The sequence below is a fragment of the Senegalia massiliensis genome, from assembly GCF_009911265.1.
GTDB classification, from domain to species: Bacteria; Bacillota; Clostridia; order Tissierellales; family SIT17; genus Anaeromonas; species Anaeromonas massiliensis_A.
Map to the genome: position 1 here is coordinate 81,474 of NZ_QXXA01000006.1, position 19,420 is coordinate 100,893.

Here is a 19,420-nt window from a genome sequence, read left to right on the forward strand (position 1 = left end):
CGGTATGTAAATAGGGAATTAAAATTATTCTATATTTACACCTGCCATTTTCATAAGATATATTGCATTTCTAGTAGTTGATACACCCCTCCTTAACTTATAATCAAAATGTATTTCTCCTCTTTCATAGTATTCCTTGAAATGATAATTTAGTACATTACCCAAAGTCTCCTTTTCCATTTCACCTAATTCTAAATCATGAGTAGAAACAAGGCCTATAGCTTTATTCTTATAAAGCTGTTTTAAAAGCATTTTTGCACCAATATGTCTATCATATGAATTGGTACCTTTAAATATTTCATCTAATAAGAAAAATACTTGCAAATCTTTATTTGACTTTTCTACTATACTATTTATTCTCTTAAGCTCGCCATAGAACGAAGAAATACCTGCTTCTAAGTCATCACTTATTCTCATACAGATTTGTAAATTCATTATAGATAAATTCATACTTTCTGCACATACTTTACAGCCACAATAGCCAAGCACTATATTTATTCCAATAGTTCTTAAAAAAGTACTCTTCCCTGCCATATTTGAGCCTGTTACAAGTATTACTCTAGAAGGATCTTCTATATTTATACTATTAGCTACTCCTTTTCTTAAAAGAGGATGAGCTATACTTTTTGAATTAAAAATTGAATCTTTTTTTTCTATATTTGGAAATACCCAATCTCTATTATCAAAACTAAGTCCTGCAAAAGAACTTAATTCTTCTAACTCTCCTACTATATTAATCCATTTTTCAACATTATCCCCTGATTGTTCTTTCCATTTATATAAAGATATTAAACACTGATAATCCCATAAAAGTAATACATTTATAGGAAAGAAGATCATATTTTTTCGATTTAGAGATCTTTCAACTATTTTCTCAAGTTTTCTTAATTGATTAGAAGCATCCTCATTATTTTTATTTTTTAAACCATCTCTTAAATCTAAAATATATTTAGATTTAAAATTACCTTTTTCAAATTTTTCTATCATCTTTGCATAGGTTTTTATATCATCTCCATATTTATATATTTTGTCAAATTCCTTATTTAAGTTGTTAGAGTTAAGTGCTCTCATCAAAAATTGAATTGCTACAAATGATAATGCTACTATTTTTGGTATAGCTAAAAATACATATGCCCCTAAAAGTAAAATAATAGTTATTAATGGTAATACTTTAAAAAATATATTAGTACTTTTTTTAGTATATATATCTTCTTTATGTTTCGACCATAATATTATATCTGTATTATCTCTATTACCCTTCTTTTCCTTCTCTATAGCTGATGCAGCAAATCTTTGTCGCCACCACCTCTTTTTTGCTAACTCTTCTATAGCTTCTTGTCTACTTTTTATAACTTCTATATCTCTAGGAGGATTCTTTAAAATATTTGCTAACTTTTCTTTCCCAATAGGAGTATATGTCCTATTTATATATTGAAAAAGTGAATTTTTACCGAATATATCTAAGTCATAACTAAATCTATGATTCATATCAATAAACTCTTTTCCATCTTCTTTGAAATTTTTCCAATTCCAATTTAACCTTTCTATTCCATTACTATTTATATCTCGTATAGATGATATATATCTATAATAATTTTTTAAATAATTATGTATTTTTACAAGATATAAAAATAATAATAATGAAATAGTAAATAATCCCCATAATACTAAATCACCTAAATCTCTAGCTAAAAATATCCCTAGCATTATAATAACTGCAGCTGTTAAAAGTCTAATAGTACTAATTATATTCATTGTTTTATTTGTACCTTTTAATAAATCACTATACTTTGCTGTTCTTCTTTTATATATATTTATTGGCTCAACCAAAATTATATCCACCTTTCTTTTATCTCTATATAATAATTGTATCTAAAAAGGGTAAATATATCCATAAGAGATTTAATTTTTTGAAATTAATTTGGAGGTGAAGAAATTTGAGCATAGAAGGTTTTTATTTACTCCCCCACCCTCCTATAGTTATTCCAGAGGTTGGAAGAGGAGAAGAGCAGAGAATAAAAGAAACTTATGAAAGTTTAGAAACTGTAGCAAAAGATATAAAAAAAATTTCTCCTAACACTATTATTTTAGTAACTCCACATGGTACTATGTTTAGAGATGCCATATCTATTTCATATGGTACTACTATACATGGAGATTTATCAGATTTTGGTGTGAATAATGTAAGCATGGATTTAGATATTGATTTGTCTCTCACTGATAAAATTTATGAATTAGCTGAGAACAAAGAAATTCCCATATTAAAATCAACATCTTCATTACTAGATAGTTATGATGCTTCTTTTTATTTAGACCACGGAGCAATAGTTCCATTATATTTTATAAATAAATTATACACTGATTATAAAATAGTCCATATAACTTATGCTCCAATAGAAGATGAAAAATTATATGAATTTGGAAAAGTTATAAAAGAAGCAATAGAAAATATGGAAACAAAATCAGTATTTATAGCTAGTGGAGATTTATCTCATAGACTTAAAGATAGTGGTCCTTATGACTATCATCCAGCTGGAGAAAAATTCGATAAAGAAATATTAAATCTTTTAACTAAAGGACAAACTAAAAAAATATTTAATATGGACAAAGAAATGATAAAAGATGCAGGAGAATGTGGAATGAGATCAATTCGTATACTTTTAGGTACGCTTTCTAATATGGACTATAAAGGTACACTTTTAAGTTACGAAAATACTTTTGGTGTAGGATATGGAGTGATGAAATTTGACTATAAAAGGAAATAACCCTTATGTAAAATTAGCAAGAGAAAATTTAGAAAGCTATATAAATAACAGACATATATTAAATACTTTACCTGATTATATAACAAAAGAAATGCAGCAAACTAGAAGAGGAGTATTTGTAACTCTTCATAAAAATGGTAATTTAAGAGGTTGTATTGGTACAATTTTCCCTGTAACCGAGTCCGTAGTTGACGAAATTATAAGAAATTCTATAGAGGCAGGAGTTTATGATCCTCGATTTCCTGCAGTTACAAAAGATGAATTAAAAGATATACAATTTTCAGTAGATGTACTATCAAAACCAGAAAGAACTAGCAGAGAGAATTTAGACCCTAAAAAATATGGAATAATAATTACAAGTAACAGAAAAAATGGAGTATTGCTTCCTGATTTAGAAGGAGTAGATACAGTGGATCAACAAATTAATATAACGCTTAAAAAAGCTCAAATAAGTCAAAGTGAAAATTATGAAATAGAAAGATTTACAGTTACAAGATATGAAGAAGAGTAGGTGATATTATCAAAAAAGAAGCTATGTTTTATGAAAAACTAGATGATAAAAAAGTACATTGCTATTTATGCCCACATAATTGTGTAATAGAAAATGAGAATGTAGGTAAATGTAGTGTAAGATTGAATGAAGATGGTAAGCTTTTTTCTACTAATTATAGAGAAGTTACAGCTATAACAGTTGATGCTATAGAAAAAAAGCCTCTAAAATTCTTTCGAGAAGGATCAAATATATTATCTGTAGGTACATTTGGATGTAATTTAACATGTGCTTTTTGCCAAAATTATTCTATAGCTCAATTTACAGATTATCATGCACATAGTCAAAGGATAACAGAAGAAGAATTAGTAGATTCAGCACTTAATACCAGTAATAATATAGGACTTGCATTTACTTATAATGAGCCTACGATTTGGTATGAATATGTATATGAAACAGCTAAATTATTAAAAGAAAAGGATAGCACTAAATCTGTAGTAATAGTTACAAATGGATTTATAAATAAAGAGCCCTTAGAAAAATTGCTCCCATATGTAGATGCAATGAATATAGATTTAAAAGGATTTAATAATGAATACTATACTGAAATTTGTGGTGGCAGATTAAATCCAGTACTAGATTCAATAGAAATAGCAGCAAAAAGTACCCATGTAGAAATAACTACACTATTAGTTACAGGAGAAAATGATAATCTAGATGAAATAGAAAACTTAACAAAATTTCTATCTAATATAGATAAAACCATCCCCTTACACATTACAAGATATTTTCCAATGTATAAAATGGATAATCCACCTACAGATTTAAATATAATGTATAAAGCAAAAGAAATAGCAGAGAAATATTTGGATAGAGTAGTTTTAGGGAATATATAAAGCTGAACTTTTATTAGTTCAGCTTTATGCATTACTTTGATAAATCTATAGTAAAAGGCTCTAATTTTTTATTTTCAATAAAACTTGTGAAATCAAATCGTAAAATAGTATTTTCTAATGAGAAATCTTCTATCTTTTCTTCTCCATCAAGTTCAAATACTGATTGAAAATGATAATTATCTTTATCAATTAATTTTACATTATTTCTAGATATACTATGACCTTTAGGTAAAAAAGGATTTTCTGGATCAATGTCATTGATAAAGTCTTTATCAACTAAAGAAAAGCTATAAGATAGATTGTGAGCTAATATATCAAATTTATCCTTGCTTAAATTTTCCTTTAGCCCCTTAAAATTATAATCAACAATTAGTGTATTTCCTTCTTCAGTAATATTTTTTACTTTAATTTTAAAATCTGTACGTTTACTTTCTAATATAAATGATCTTTTATTTAAAGTCTCTTGAACGGGAGTCTCAGATATTAAAAGAGACGGATAAAGTTTAATTGATTTTATATCTTTATCAATTTTATTAATATTTTTCCTGTAAATATTATAATGATTATCTTCCTTTACTAAGGTAGAAAGTTTAGTATTATTTTTATAGTTAAATAATTCATTCCCATTTTCATCTTCTGCTTTATAAATATCTATATAATCATTTTTATATTTTGATACAGTTTCAAAAATCATATTGGAAGTTTCTCTTGCTACATTAATTTCATCAATTTTTATTTTAATTTCTTCGTCTTTATAAAACTTAGATTTATTAACCATTAATGTCTTATTTATATCTTGTTTAATAGGAACATCAAAACTCCAATTTCCTTTTATACCATTAATATTATGAATAGAAACAGGTAATGTGAAATCTTCTTTAATCTCTCCATAAGGATATTTTAATTTCCATTGAAAGTCATATCCATCTTCTGATTCATGTATTCCAGTTGACATATTATTAAGCCATGAATCTTCCTTATCCCCTTTATTATTTTCAAAATTAACATCAAAATGTAATTCTCCTTTTTCAATATTTCCACTTACATGTCCTATAATTGAAACATTATCACCATCAAAATATGCATTCTTTAATTTAACTGTCACTCCATTTTGAGTTATTTCTTCATCTAATTCTGTTACTAATTCATCTTTAGCTAATTCTACTCCTAAGTTATCTCCAAATTCTTCATATATTCTTCCAATAAAGGGTGCACTAGCTAATACTTGATTCATACTGGGAATGAAAAAACCTGATAAAAAAGTAATACCACAAATAGATGCAGCAGCTACACAACTAATTATTAATTTCTTTTTAGTAGATTTTTTTGTTTTAGTTTGACTCTCTCTTTTTATTCCTTCATCAATTGCATTGAAAACATCTTCTTTTGGTACTTCTATTTTATTAATAGATGACTTTATATATTTATTATCCATAACTTCTCTCCCTTTCAAATTTCTTTTTTAGTTCTGCTTTACCTCTACTTAAATAAGTCTTTACAGTCCCTTCTGGTATGTTCATCATTTTACTAATAGTTTTTATAGAATAATCATGATAATAAAAAAGTATAATTGGTGTTCGGTAATTTTCCTTTAATTTACCTATAGCTTCTATAATATATAAAGAATCATTATCTACTACTCCAATATCAGAGTTTAACTTAAAGGAAATACCTTCTGTTAAAGAAACAATATTTTCCCTTCTTGAAAGTACTTGACCGGCACATCGAATTATAATCTTTGTAAACCAAGTCATGAAATACTCTGGATGTTTTAAGGTATGAATAGATATTAACGCCTGATAAGTTGCTTCTTGAACAATATCTAAGGCATCTTCTTTGTTATGTACATATAAATAAGCTGTGCGATAAATTTGTTCATAATTTTTCTTAAGTAATCTTTCAAAAGCATTTTTATTCCCTTTTATTGCTTTTTTTATTAATTTATAATCTTTTTCTTCCATTTCATAACTCCTTTCAATACATTAGTGGGCAAAATGGATAAAAAAGTTTCAACTTTTTTAAATTTTATCATAAAAAAACTAGAACGGATTTAATCCATTCTAGTTTCTTGTTTTTCTTTTCAATTAATATATATATCATATTTTATATAAATTATTTAAAAAGATTTTGTTCATTTAATTGGCCTCTTTCTACTCCCCATTCTAAGCTGTAAGGAGCATATAAAGTTGACAATAATATCATATTTATTATTGTAAATATAACAAATGTTTTTAACAATGCTTTATTATTTGTCTCTTTCAAGTAGGAAAATGTAATTATCAAAGCACATATTGCTATGATAATAGGTACTATTATATACTCCATTGAATATCCAAATACATAATTCTCTCTCATGGATATTATTTCAAATAAAATATTGATTATTAAACTACTAAAAACTACAACTTTAAGATATTTAGAGTTTTCTTTTCTTAATAACCTATATATCCCGAGAACTATTAATCCTGGTAATACCAAATACATTCTACTGACTAAAAATACAGGCATCATAATTATATTTTGTATTATATTTCCTAATTTTATAAAGAAATCTACCTTTTTCTCATCATTTCCAAACTGAGAGTCTGATGATGAAGATTTCAAAGTATAGTTATTTCCCTTACCTTCCATCCAAAAAACATAACTATAGTTACTTGAATCTAAAATTTGTAAATCTTTTATATTTACTTTATCTTTTTTGTATATTAATTTTTCCTCAGTAACTCTTCCATTATATAAATTTCTTAAAAATATATAAGATACATTATTTTTATCCTTGCCTTTTGCTACTAATGATATCTCTCCATCTTTATCCATATCTTTATTTATAGTTAAATTTATATCTTTATCTACTTTAATGCCACTATTTCCAGTCAATTCTAATTCCTTAAAAGATCCAATAGTTGAGCTTCTTGACCCTAAATTAAATGTCCCATACTTAATAGTTTTTTTATCGTTTGTAAATATATAACCCTTACCTATATCTATCCCAAATTGAATATCATTCTTTTTATCTATTTTTCCTATTGATTTGATTTCTCCTATTTCTTCATTAGAATTACTATATAAGTATAATAATTCAGTATTTGAATCTTGTTCTCTTTCTAATAGTATATGAATATTTTTATTTCTATCTTCTTTAGCCTTAATACTTTCAATACCAGAAACAACTTTTTCTCTCACTGAGCCTTCATTTATTAAATATAGCCTTTTTCCATCAGATGCTATTATATAAGGTGTCTTACCTTTTCTTAATACATCAAATCCAATAATATTATCTTTTATTTTTTCAACTTCATTTCTATCATTTATTTTAGAGAGTGTGTTTTTGTTTATAAAATATACTTTATTGTCTAATATTTTTATATCTTCTGATGATATATTATCAAGATTTAACTCCTCCCTATCACTTAATTCACCTTTTTTATTTATTGTTAAGTTAGCTATATTTTTATTATCATTTATAACTATATTTATATTTTCATAAAAATCAGAGTCATATATACCCTGAGCTTTAGTGATATTTTCAGTGTCCTTCCATGGCTTGCCTTTATATTTATCTGTATTTATCATCCTAGTAACTCCATACTGTTCGTATTCATAGAAGGTATTATAAAATAAAATTAAAATCATTATCACAATTAAAAGTATAATAGTAAGTATAGGTTTGCCCTTTTTCTTTCTATATTTTAATAATAATAGAAAAACAAAAATTATAAAGAATAATGATACTATTAATATATATATATTCTTATTTTGAGTATCAGATATACTTCTATTTATTAAATCTTTAGCTTTAACTCCATAGTAATCCGTTATCCATAATACAAGCTCTCCAGGTTGTTTTAATCTTTCTTTATCAATATTATCTATATCATCACTGTATGTATGAATAAGTTCCATTGATGGATGATTTAATGTTATAGAAGGAATGTCTTTCTCTCCAAATACAGCATGATCACTAGAAGCTGAAGGATTAAGCTTTAAATCCTCTCCCCACTTATCTTTTATTTCCTTTGCTAAATCTTTACTAGTTTGGCTATTGGGAAAATAGTCTATATACAGGTCTAGATTTTCTTTAGATCCTATCATATCTAGATTGATAATCTTACTTCCTATTAAATCAAAAGGTCTAGACCTAGTATAATAAGTGGAACCTTTAAGTCCACTTTCTTCTCCATCAAAGGCTACAAATACTATATTTTTCTTAGGAGATATATTGCTTTCTTTAATACTCCTAGCTATTTCTAATAACATACCTATACCTGACGCATTATCTAATGCACCATTAAATACTTTTCCATCTGCATCATAGCCTACATGATCATAATGCGCTGTTATTATCAAAGCTTCTTCTGTTTCCTTGTCTTTAGCAGGGATATAACCTATCACATTTCTCATATCTACCTTTTTCACATTTAAATCCATATTAAATTTAATGGTATATCCCTCTTTAGTATATTTTACTAATTCACTAAAAACATCAGATTTAACTAAAATTCTAATTAATTGAGATTCTTCGGTATCATCAGTCTTTCCATCCGTTATTACAGTTTTAAGAAATTTCTTTTCACTATTATCTTTAGATGGACTTATTACTAGATTAACTCCTAAACTCTTTAATTTTTCTATGTCAATATGGTTATAAAAAGTTTTAGAACTTAATATTATTTTACTATTCTCTTCTATCTCATCAAGTGATTTAACTATAGTTGCATTACCTTCTATTAACCCACCTACAGTATTATTCACAGGAAGTTCAGTATAGTCATCTCTGATACTATATTCATGAGCTATATTTCCGTTTTTATCTATAACTTGAAAAGTAGATTCTTCTTCAAGGATAGGAGAGTAGTCTTGAAATTCTTGAAAGTATTCATTTCTCTTATGTATAGGGGCAAGTCCCATTTCTCTAAATTCATTAGCTATATATTCTGATGCTTTTCTATGTCCCTCTGCCCCAGGGAGTCTACCTTCATATTCATCAGATGATAACTCTTTTATGTGGTTATAAGCATTGTCTTCATTAAACTTTAAATTATTAGTATTGCTACAACCCATAAGAGTAACAATCAAATATATTAAAATAAATATTAGAATTAATTTTTTTCTATTTTTCCTATCCATATCTAATTTCCTTCTACTTGAGATAACCATTCATCTTCTAATTGGATTAAATCTTTCCCATATACTTTGATAAAAGAATCATTTAATCCTTTCTCTGTATTCGTCTCATAAAGCTCAATATATCTGTCTAATCCATATGTATCTACAAGATATTTAGAAAATAAAGTAAGTTCAGTTGCTACTATATCCCAATCTAATTGTCTATCTATAATATAATCAGACATATAACTAAATTGAATATACTTATCCTCTTCTATAACCTTTTCTATATCTAACTCTATATCCAATTCACTTTCAACTCTATCCATAGTTATATAATAAAATAGACCATATTCTATAAACTGGTTTAGTGGGAACCCCTTTTGACTATTAATTGCTTGATATATTCGGGCCATAATACTTGAATCTTCTCCATAAACTTCATAAATACTCCCCAAATAAGAACTATTATGATTTCCATACACTACTTTATTTTCTACTTGCTTAAAGTCAAGCAAAATATAATCACTTATTTTTTCAGGATTTTTAAATCCTAATTTATCAGATATATTATCATAAATTTCTTCTCTCTCTTTCATTATTTTTTCTATATTTTCATTTACATCCGTATTAAATTCACTATATATAAATTTGAAATTGTCACTTTCTTTAACTATATTATTCTTATCAGAATAATCATTATCACCTAACTGAACTTTCCATTCATCATCTTCTTTAATAAAATCTCCTTTATATCTTTCATTTTCATTAATTTTTATATCATAATCTTCTCTTATACTATTATCTTGATTTATAGCAATATATTCATTGTTTAATGAGCCATTTATCCATACATATTTATTAGTATTTAAAGGATTTGGATGAATATAGTTAAACATTACTTTATCTCCTGTAAATATTTTATCCCCAGCTATTACTTCATCACCATCTATATATATTGGCAATTTATCATTGATTTCTTTATACATAGAATTTACTGATGGATTACCTGTTAAAATAATATGGGTATTTTTAATATCTTCTTCACTCACTTCACTATCAGATTTAATTATTATGTTATCTGTAGAATTTACCTTTAAAAGTTTAAGCATAAGATTTTCATAACCATAAGCAGATTTTTCAGAAGACAAATTTTCTTCCTCACTTCCTATAGTGCCATAAACTATAACGACCTTATCATTATTTTCACGAACACTAATAAAAAAATCTTCATAATTCATATCATCATTTAATTTCGTACCTACTTTATCAGTTTCACTACATCCAATTAAAAGAATAGTAATTATACTTATTATTAAAATACCTTTAATTAATTTCACCTCTAAACCCCTTTCATTTAAATGAATCATTTTGTTTAATAAATTAGTATTTATAAGATTTTAGGCCTAATAACTTCATTATAATAATATGAATATTTTTTGTCATTAATTACTACATTATTAATTGTTTGATATTCTTCTTTATTTCTTAGTTGACTTATAAGTCTGTTATTATCTAAACATATTTTAGAATACACTTTTATTAAATTTAACTCTTGGAAACAAAAATTAATAATCATTTGACCTACTAAAGATCCATAACCTAAGCCTAACCTATTTTCTGATATTAGTATACTATATTCTGCATTCCCATTTACCCAATTTATATTTTCAATAGAAGCATAACCTAATGTTTTATAACTTTTAGTTAAAACTAAAAAATAAATATTATTACTTTTTACCGAAGTTAAATTGTTATAAAAATAATTATAAAGTTTATCTTCATCCATATTTGCACCAAATTTCTCCGATAAATATTTTGAAGATTCTCCTTTTAAAACTTCTATAACCTTAGATATATTTTCTTCAAAGAGCGGTTTTAATATTATTTTTCTTCCATAGATCATTATAATTATCCCCCTAATCATCTTGTGATAAAATCAATAAATCATGGTATTTATTTTGTTTGTATATATGCTCTTTTAGTATTAATTCTGTTTTAAAGTTTAATATATCAGCAATTAATAATCCTTCTTTATCAAAACTATACATTCTCACAAAACTAACCTTATACTTATTTACATATTCTAGTATAATACTTTTAAACTTTTTACAATTATTATATATTACATTTATATCAGATATTGAAATAGTCATAAATCTGTTATCAAATTTCTCCTTAAAAGCAACTAAGCCTATCAATTCCGTACCATAAAAAATTGTTCTAATATCTTTAAATTGATGTAAAATACTTTTTATATTTCCTTCAGATAAAGAATTGGGGCGTTTAGTATCAAAATAGAAGTTTTCATTTTGAAATAAAGTAAATACCTCTTTCAAAAATATATCTTCCATTTTTTTTAATTCTATAAGCAAAATATCAACTCCAGTATAATATATTTATAATTCAAATCTTTTTTATTATTAAATTTTATATTAGTGTAATTAATATTTATTTTAATTTTATTGGTCAAATTCATATTTTAAAATCTTGTATTATTAAATAAGAAGCTATTAAATAACCTCTAAGTCAAAAAGTTTCAAAATTCCAATATCTTCAATTTATCTTATCACTCTATTTAATAAATATTTATAATTTTTTATTGATGTTTCTAACTCAAATACCAGATTCTTTATCCACTCTTCAAATAGATTACTAATTTAATATTAATACTTATCTAAAGCTCTGTAGATTAATTTTAAAATTGCGGTTCTATTTGTTATACAACAACTATTCAAATAAAAAAATATAGGATTATAGTTTTTATTTCTAATACTTTATTACTAACTATAACAAAAATTCAAGTATTAACACAATGAAAAATGCCACAATTAATGTTATTTTTATAGACAAAACTGATTATATCTATAATATTGTATATTCTATAGGATTATTTAAAACCAGTTTATAAATATTAAATATTTCAAACAATAGTAGTTTATTTAACGTTGCTATTTTTCACTAAAATCTTAATTATAATAATAAAATCAAAACAATTTAGTTTAACTTAAAAAACTCACTATTTTTTAGTGATATTTAGAATTTAAATTATTTTGAATAAAATCAACTCTTCCTAGATGATCATCATTTCTAATATATTTACTTATATTAATCTTACTAATATCAATTATACCTTTTTATATAATTATATAAAAAGGTATAATTGATATTTAATATATAATAATTAGATGAAACCAATACATATTTAACTAAAAGTTAATTTATTATGCAAAAAAACCACAAGGATAATCTATATAAGAATTAACACAAGTCTCATATGCATAAATATCTTTGTTATCTTCTTTTTCATATAATGGCTTCTTGTAATCCAAAACCTTTTTTACCTCTAACATAATACTATCTCTCCTTTCTGTATTTATTAATATCCACCTGGATCATATGGTCTACCTGAATAAGAAGGATAACAATTATAACAAATCTCATATGCATAAATATCTTTGTTATCTTCTTTTTCATATAATGGCTTCTTGTAATCCAAAACCTTTTTTACCTCTAACATAATACTATCTCTCCTTTTTTTGTTTGGTTACATCTAATTATAGTCAATAGCTTATAAAATTCTCTCAAAATAATTAATTTCAAATTCATTACTTATATTTTTTTTATGAAAATGATTATTTACTGCATTATAATAAATATTATCTTTTTTTAATAACCCCCATACTTTATGCATTCTAATTTCATTTTTACAAAAGTTTAGTAATAGTTTAATATATTGATTTAAATCTTCTCTATCATCAAAATAATCACTTAGAATTCTTCCTATCATTTGACAATTTCTATTTTCCCAATCAATATTATATATACATAAAATCAGATCGGGTTTATAGTTTGATTTCTTATTTTTTTGTTTGAAAATAAATGGATATAATGATTTACTTAGAATTAGATTAGTTACACTTTTTTTCGAATAGTCAGCTATTAATCCCCTGCTACTAATAATTTCATATTGATCTATTGTACTTAAAATTAAATTACTATATTCTTCACTAGGTCTTTCGAGTAATAATTTCACTTATATCACCATTTTATATGATTTTTTTATTTTTTGCTAAGTTAAAGATATAACTATCCCAAAAAACACCTTCTTTAAATATATCTTTCTTTTTGATTATCTCTTCATTGATACCTAATTGATTATAAAAATCTAGCTCATATTTATCAAATCCATAAACTACAGTTTCTATCCTTTGAATATTTTTATATTTTTTAAATAGAAATATTAAAAATTCTTTAAAAGCTAATCTTCCTACACTCTGATTTAAATCTGATTTTATTATTTTAAATTTATATAATATATATTTGAGATTAAATTCTTTAATAAAGGCAAGTCCAATTACTTGAAAATCTCTATCTAGTATTTTATATGTTTTACCATTTAACATTAAAAAACTGTTAAGTTCTTCATAAAAAACTATATCAGGATTAGTAGTAAAAAAATAAAAATCATCTGTGAATAGAGATATAATATTCTCAAATTCATCTCTTTTTAACTCCTTTATAAATCGCATTAAGAATCTCTCCTTTATTATAAAATTGAGGTTGAATTTAATTAATATTTAATCAAAATTAAGCATCAGGATAAGCTTTAGCATTTGGTAGTATAATATCCATATATAACAACTCCTTTAAATTATTAATCTTATTTTGCATACATTTTCTAATTGCCATTTAATTAAATTATTACTTAAATTCGATTTAGTAGACTAAAACCAAGGTTGAGGTCCTGCCTTAGCATTTGGTAATATTATATCCATATTCTCTTCCCTCCTATATTCAATTTTATGAAGAAATATTATTGAGCTTTAACTTTTAATTCTATTTAAAAATGACTAAATCTATTCATACTTGAATGATTTAAAATCAACCTCAATTTATAGCAATTTAACAATTTATAAACAATTTATTATATATATATTCTCCTAAAGTCTCTATACTTTCGAACAAATCTACTGAAAGTTCTTCATCTTCTATTTCTATGTCAAATTCATCTTCTATAGCAAATACTACTCTTATAGTAGCTAATGAATCAAATCCAAGTTTCCCCTCAAACAACAATTCTTTATCAGCTATTTCATCTTCACTCATTTCTAAATTTAAAATATTAATCAAAACTTTTTTTAGTTTCCTTTTTATTGAATCTTTATTCACTTTTACTTACCTCCTTTAAACCTTGAGAATAAGATAGAGAATGTATAATATGTTCAACTAAATTATATACATCATTATTATAGTAAGTATCAAAAACAGGAATATTAAATTTATTTTCTATTTTATTTTTTTTAATAAAGTAATCATCAGCACTAATTTTTTCATTTATTATTAATTCACTAGTGTTAAAACCAACTTTTTTCTTAGATATTCTTCCCATAGATATTGCTATTACTTTTCCCTTTCCTATAAATTCAAGTGCTTTCAAACTCTCTTCTATATATTTAAGTGAATCTGATGGATTAACAGTTAAAATATACGCATCAGCATTTATTCCCATTAGAAAAGCAATGCTAGGTAAAGTATAGTTATCTCTAGGTATAGTATATATACCATATGGTATAATCCCTGATTGAGATCCTGCTATAATAATATCTGGCTTTTTCAAAGCAACTTTCTTAATTATATAATCTAAATACGATATATAATTATCTATAGGAATCTTGATATCCCCTTGAAAACCTAATGGAAAAGTTTCATCTATCCCAAATAACTCTGAATGAGGTTCAGTACCTATTTGACCAACTTTATAGTTATATTCTTGTAGTTTATTTCTTATTGCTAATTGAGTAGTAAATTTTCCCTGATTTGAGCTTGTTCCGAATATTCCTAATATAGGAACTTTTATCTTTTCATTTTTTATGTATCTATAATAATCTTCATATTCCTTCCAATTATCTTCATTTATTAATGGATATTTTATTATCTGATTATTTTTTTTAGCTAATTCTAATAATTTTGAATACTTTTTATTTGTTAAACTGCTAAAGCTAAAAACATTTTTACCTGATTCTATAGAAATTTTTAAATATTTAAATAATATATCTTCATTATAAATATTACTAATTTTTTCTAAATGTCCTAAAATAACTGTATCGCTATCCTTAATAGCTTCCTTAAATTTAGTTTGAATCAGTAGACCATTTTCTTTACCTCTTATAATCATTCCTGTATCTTTGCCTTTTGTTCCTTTACCTTTAATATCACATACATTTTTTATTTTAAAATCTAATAGCTCTTTAAAGTTTAACAAGGAATGCATCTCTTTATTAAAAGGAAAAACCGTCGCTTGTTTTATCCATTTAATATTTTCTTTTTTTAAAACTCTATACATCAATGAATTTGTATATTTTAACTCTTTTATATTTTTATTTGATAAAAAGATTAAAGTTTTTTTAATATCTTCTGTTTTTATTCCATAGTCTAATAACAATGATACACAAGCACTCATATGTGGTGCGGCAAAGCTTGTACCATCTAAAAAGATATATTCTGGTACAGTCCAACAAAGCTTCTGTCTATCTCCTCTACAAATAAATCTATCTCCTAATGAGTCTCTTTGATAATAAAAATTAAATTTACCTCGTACATCTCCACCTCCTACTCTTATTGTATTCTTAAGAGATGCTGGGTAACTAACATGGCCTGTGTTTGATTCTGAAGAGATTATATTAATTTTGTTTTCTTCTGCAATATTAATTATTCTTTTTATTTCTTTTAAATTTTTTTCTTCTGTAGTTCCTAGGCTTAGATTTATTATATCTACATCTTTGTTTATTGCTACTTCAATAGCTTTTACTAATATTCTATGATTACACTTTAATTTTTCTTGAAAAATCTTTATAATAAATAATTCTACATTTGGAGCTTTTCTTACAATAATACCTGCGGTTGCGGTTCCATGTCCAATATTATCATCAAAATTTTTGCTAATTATAATTTCTTCTTTTGAATTTAATTTAAGTGAGCATCCTTTTACTCTTGTATTTTTAAAAATTTTGTGTGTCATATTAATCCCACTGTCAATTATAGCAACTTTAACCCCTTCTCCCGTTTGTTTTGACAAATCAAAATTATTTAATATTATTTTAAACACCTTCTTTCTGCATGGAATGATTATAAAGCGTCTGATATGTTTCAGATACATTAACTAACGAACTGTGATTTCCAAATGATTCAATTAATCCATTATTTAAAACGATTATCTTATCAAATTTTTTTATTTCTCTTAAATCGTGTGTAATATATATACATGTCCTATTACTACTTACATTACTTATAATATTAGTCAATTGTGAGCTTGCAAGTGCATCTAACCCTGTTGACATCTCATCAAATATTATAACTTCAGGATTCCTCAAAAGGACTCTTGCTATAGACAATCTCTGTCTCTGACCTCCTGATAAATTATTAGCATTATCTATAAGATTAGTATAGTATTTATTGGGCAAACTATTTATATATTCATGCATACCTACAGTTTTACATACTTTTATTACATCTTCTATTTTATAGTTCTCGTTATTTAATCTAATATTTTCTATTATAGTATTTTTAAAGAATATAGATTTTTGAGGTACTATTCCTATTTTATCTCTCCACAAATCTATATTCATATCAAAAATATTATATCCATTAATTAATACTTGTCCTTTACTTACAGTGTAAAAACCTGAAATTATATCAATTATAGTAGATTTACCATCTCCATTTTTACCTACTATAGCTACATTTTCATTCTTATCGATAGTAAAATTTAAATTCTTAAATAAGCATATATTATCTTTATATATGAAATTTACATCCTTAAATTCTAAACTCTCAAATTGATCTATTGAGAAATTATTGTTTGTTTCCACACTATGTTGATATAATATTTTACTTATTCTTTTATAAGATACTTTTGATCTTTGAAGTGAAAAATGAATATTTTTTATAAAAGATATAGGCTCATTTAATCTAGCATAATAACTAGAAAAAGCTACAATCCCCCCTATAGTTATAAGATCATTTAAATATAAGTATCCACCATATCCAAATATCATAATAGTTCCAGTAAATATTAGCCATCCTACTATTGCTCCAGATGTTATAGTAGCCATATTAGATTTAATTATTTTTTCTTGTAATTTAGTTATGTTTTCCAAAAAAATTTCTTTAATGTATTTCTTATAATTAAATAACTGTATAGTCTTGACTTTAGAGATACTATCATAAAAAAAAGTGTTATACTTGGATCTCATAATTTGTTGATTTTGATGAAATACTTTTATTTTCTCTGAATATAAGCGATTTAATATTAAGACAAAAATATATATTGATACTACTAGCAAAGTAAGTCTTACGCTAAGATAAAACAATAAAGTTGTTATTCCAAAAATCATTAAAAGGTTATATATCGACATTGGCAATATGGTGGCAATAAAGTCTTGTACTACCCCCACATCATTATTAATTATTGTAAATATATCTCCTTCATTATACTTTTTAAAGAAGCTAATTGGTAACTTTAATGTTTTATTAAATAATTCATTTTTAATATTTTTTTCAACTTTTAGTAATAGTTTTACATGTATATATTCTCTAATAACTTTAAGAATAAACTGTAAACAGTTTAATAGAATCATCAGCATAACTATTTTTATAAGTTCTAATGGCATTGTATTTTTTATTAGACTATCAATAGTTAATTTAATTAAATATGGTATTCCTAAAAATGATATAGACTCTAATATAGATATAAATATGAAAATCATCCATAAAATTTTTACTTTAAATAATTCATTTAAGAAAAACTTTTTTTCTCTATGTTTAATTTTTATATTTTCTTCAATCATGTGTCACTCCTAATTTTAAATCCATTATATTGCATGTTCTTTATTTTCAACAAATTTCTTTCTGAAAAAATCTGAATTCTCTAAATATAATTCATCTAATATTTTTCTCATTAAATTTATTATAGTTCTTTGATAAAAACAAAATAATCCATTAACCCTATAAAAACTCCCAGTATTATTTTCATTTAAAGCTATGCATTTATAACATACACCAAACAAATCACAATCTTTACATTCATGTTGATTATAGTCATATATTAAGTTATTACTAATATGCTGTGCATTCTGAATATTATGGACATCTCCTATACGATATTTCTTTTCTAGTAACCTTGCACATAAATATTTGTTCCCATCTGCATCAATAGTATACATTACAGTTCCAGCGCCACAATAGGATTTAGTATTAGGTTTAATTATTCTTTTCATAGTCTGATTAAATACAAAAATATCTTTTTTATCATTTTGAATGATAATTTCTTTATAATATTTAGCTAATTTATTAAGTTCATGTTCTAACTCTCTACCCTCAATGTCTGTCCAATTTTCAGTTATATCTAAATCAAAATTAACTTTTTTGAATCCTAAGTCAAATAAAGATTTAATATCCATATAAAGATATTTTACTGTTTCTTTAGTAGCCGTATGACGTACTTGTATACTGTTTTTTAAAATGTTCTGATAATCTAAAAAGTAATGCATATTTTTTTCAATCAAATTATATGATCCAGAACCAGATTTTGTAATTCTATTTAAATTGTGTGTTTTTTTACTACCATCGATACTTAAAAGAACCCCTACTTTATTTTCTACTAAAAATTCAAATATTTCTTTGTTCATTATAGTACCATTAGTAGTTATACTAAATAAGAATTCTCTTTCACCTTTAATCTCTAGTGATTTTGTGTATTTTAGAATTTCTTTCATTAATTTAAAGTTTAATAATGGTTCACCACCGAAAAAAGCTATATTATAATATATTGATTTATTTAATATTTTATTGTTTTCTTTATCACTAATCAACATATCTATAGATTTTTTAGCAGTCTCAAAATCCATTGTTTTTTTACGCTTGTCCAGCCCTTCAAAGCAATATTTACACTGTAAATTACAATCCTCCGTTAATAAAAGATTTAGACCTTTCAAAACCTACTCCTCCTTTATAGTTATAATTATTCGTTTAGTAGATTATTTATATTAATTCCTCACCCATGAGTACTGACTTAAATAAATATCCCCTTATTTAAGTTCCATATCAGTAACCAAAAATATCTCAGGTATATCATCTCCTGCATAATTTAATTGTGGAGTTAA

At 24.7% G+C, this 19,420-nt stretch carries 16 protein-coding genes and 1 pseudogene; 2 read left to right on the forward strand and 15 right to left on the reverse strand.

The annotated features are described in order from the left end of the window. Positions 1–24 precede the first annotated feature (24 nt). Positions 25–1,842, reverse strand: a complete 1,818-nt coding sequence (locus tag D3Z33_RS06190; RefSeq protein ID WP_207708350.1) for a MutS-related protein — start codon at positions 1,840–1,842, stop codon at positions 25–27. 95 nt (positions 1,843–1,937) lie between these two features. Between D3Z33_RS06190 and amrA the strand changes: the two are divergent. After that, positions 1,938–3,276, forward strand: a pseudogene (gene amrA, locus D3Z33_RS06195) (AmmeMemoRadiSam system protein A). 8 nt (positions 3,277–3,284) lie between these two features. After that, a complete protein-coding gene (gene amrS / locus D3Z33_RS06200) occupies positions 3,285–4,151 on the forward strand; it encodes an AmmeMemoRadiSam system radical SAM enzyme (RefSeq protein WP_160197053.1) in 867 nt (288 codons plus the stop codon). A 31-nt stretch (positions 4,152–4,182) separates the two neighbouring features. On the opposite strand, the gene D3Z33_RS06205 is transcribed toward amrS, so the two are convergent. The 14 genes from D3Z33_RS06205 to D3Z33_RS06265 all read right to left on the reverse strand — a co-directional run bounded on the left by D3Z33_RS06205 (position 4,183) and on the right by D3Z33_RS06265 (position 19,252). Next, entirely contained in the window at positions 4,183–5,586 is a 1,404-nt protein-coding gene (locus tag D3Z33_RS06205) for a DUF4179 domain-containing protein (protein ID WP_160196911.1), read from the reverse strand. Further along, the gene (locus tag D3Z33_RS06210) at positions 5,579–6,112 is read right to left on the reverse strand and encodes a sigma-70 family RNA polymerase sigma factor (protein ID WP_160196912.1); all 534 of its coding nucleotides are present in this window, start codon (positions 6,110–6,112) and stop codon (positions 5,579–5,581) included. The genes D3Z33_RS06205 and D3Z33_RS06210 overlap by 8 nt, the downstream gene beginning before the upstream one ends. A 151-nt stretch (positions 6,113–6,263) precedes the next feature. Beyond that, positions 6,264–9,278, reverse strand: coding sequence for a M28 family metallopeptidase (locus D3Z33_RS06215; RefSeq protein ID WP_160196913.1), 3,015 nt, complete (start codon positions 9,276–9,278; stop codon positions 6,264–6,266). 2 nt (positions 9,279–9,280) lie between these two features. Continuing rightward, positions 9,281–10,597, reverse strand: a complete 1,317-nt coding sequence (locus tag D3Z33_RS06220; protein ID WP_160196914.1) for a hypothetical protein — start codon at positions 10,595–10,597, stop codon at positions 9,281–9,283. Positions 10,598–10,647: 50 nt separating this feature from the next. Beyond that, positions 10,648–11,163: a GNAT family N-acetyltransferase gene (locus D3Z33_RS06225; protein WP_160196915.1), complete on the reverse strand. Its 516-nt coding sequence runs from the start codon at positions 11,161–11,163 to the stop codon at positions 10,648–10,650. Positions 11,164–11,176: 13 nt separating this feature from the next. Continuing rightward, entirely contained in the window at positions 11,177–11,632 is a 456-nt protein-coding gene (locus D3Z33_RS06230; protein WP_160196916.1) for a hypothetical protein, read from the reverse strand. An 849-nt stretch (positions 11,633–12,481) separates the two neighbouring features. Next, the gene (locus tag D3Z33_RS16925; RefSeq protein ID WP_279279070.1) at positions 12,482–12,610 is read right to left on the reverse strand and encodes a hypothetical protein; all 129 of its coding nucleotides are present in this window, start codon (positions 12,608–12,610) and stop codon (positions 12,482–12,484) included. Positions 12,611–12,636: 26 nt separating this feature from the next. Next, positions 12,637–12,777, reverse strand: coding sequence for a hypothetical protein (locus tag D3Z33_RS06235; protein ID WP_160196917.1), 141 nt, complete (start codon positions 12,775–12,777; stop codon positions 12,637–12,639). 51 nt (positions 12,778–12,828) lie between these two features. Next, positions 12,829–13,293: a hypothetical protein gene (locus tag D3Z33_RS06240; protein WP_160196918.1), complete on the reverse strand. Its 465-nt coding sequence runs from the start codon at positions 13,291–13,293 to the stop codon at positions 12,829–12,831. 13 nt (positions 13,294–13,306) lie between these two features. After that, on the reverse strand, positions 13,307–13,789 hold the full coding sequence (locus D3Z33_RS06245; RefSeq protein WP_160196919.1) for a hypothetical protein: 483 nt from the start codon (positions 13,787–13,789) through the stop codon (positions 13,307–13,309). A gap of 373 nt (positions 13,790–14,162) precedes the next feature. Then, complete coding sequence (locus D3Z33_RS06250; protein WP_160196920.1) at positions 14,163–14,429, reverse strand: phosphopantetheine-binding protein; 267 nt, start codon at positions 14,427–14,429, stop codon at positions 14,163–14,165. After that, positions 14,422–16,335: a S8 family serine peptidase gene (locus tag D3Z33_RS06255; RefSeq protein ID WP_160196921.1), complete on the reverse strand. Its 1,914-nt coding sequence runs from the start codon at positions 16,333–16,335 to the stop codon at positions 14,422–14,424. Before D3Z33_RS06255 ends, D3Z33_RS06250 begins: the two co-directional genes overlap by 8 nt. Before the next feature lie 22 nt (positions 16,336–16,357). Continuing rightward, positions 16,358–18,106, reverse strand: a complete 1,749-nt coding sequence (locus tag D3Z33_RS06260; protein WP_160196922.1) for an ABC transporter ATP-binding protein — start codon at positions 18,104–18,106, stop codon at positions 16,358–16,360. Between the two features lie 24 nt (positions 18,107–18,130). Continuing rightward, complete coding sequence (locus tag D3Z33_RS06265; protein WP_160196923.1) at positions 18,131–19,252, reverse strand: radical SAM/SPASM domain-containing protein; 1,122 nt, start codon at positions 19,250–19,252, stop codon at positions 18,131–18,133. Positions 19,253–19,420 lie beyond the last annotated feature (168 nt).

Bases quoted from the DNA above. Each gene is read 5' to 3' on its own strand.
- D3Z33_RS06235 (WP_160196917.1), bottom strand. From the start codon at position 12,777: ATGTTAGAGGTAAAAAAGGTTTTGGATTACAAGAAGCCATTATATGAA.
- D3Z33_RS06215 (WP_160196913.1), bottom strand. From the start codon at position 9,278: ATGGATAGGAAAAATAGAAAAAAATTAATTCTAATATTTATTTTAATA.
- D3Z33_RS06260 (WP_160196922.1), bottom strand. From the start codon at position 18,106: ATGATTGAAGAAAATATAAAAATTAAACATAGAGAAAAAAAGTTTTTC.
- D3Z33_RS06225 (WP_160196915.1), bottom strand. From the start codon at position 11,163: ATGATCTATGGAAGAAAAATAATATTAAAACCGCTCTTTGAAGAAAAT.
- D3Z33_RS06245 (WP_160196919.1), bottom strand. From the start codon at position 13,789: ATGCGATTTATAAAGGAGTTAAAAAGAGATGAATTTGAGAATATTATA.
- D3Z33_RS16925 (WP_279279070.1), bottom strand. From the start codon at position 12,610: ATGTTAGAGGTAAAAAAGGTTTTGGATTACAAGAAGCCATTATATGAA.
- D3Z33_RS06210 (WP_160196912.1), bottom strand. From the start codon at position 6,112: ATGGAAGAAAAAGATTATAAATTAATAAAAAAAGCAATAAAAGGGAAT.
- D3Z33_RS06205 (WP_160196911.1), bottom strand. From the start codon at position 5,586: ATGGATAATAAATATATAAAGTCATCTATTAATAAAATAGAAGTACCA.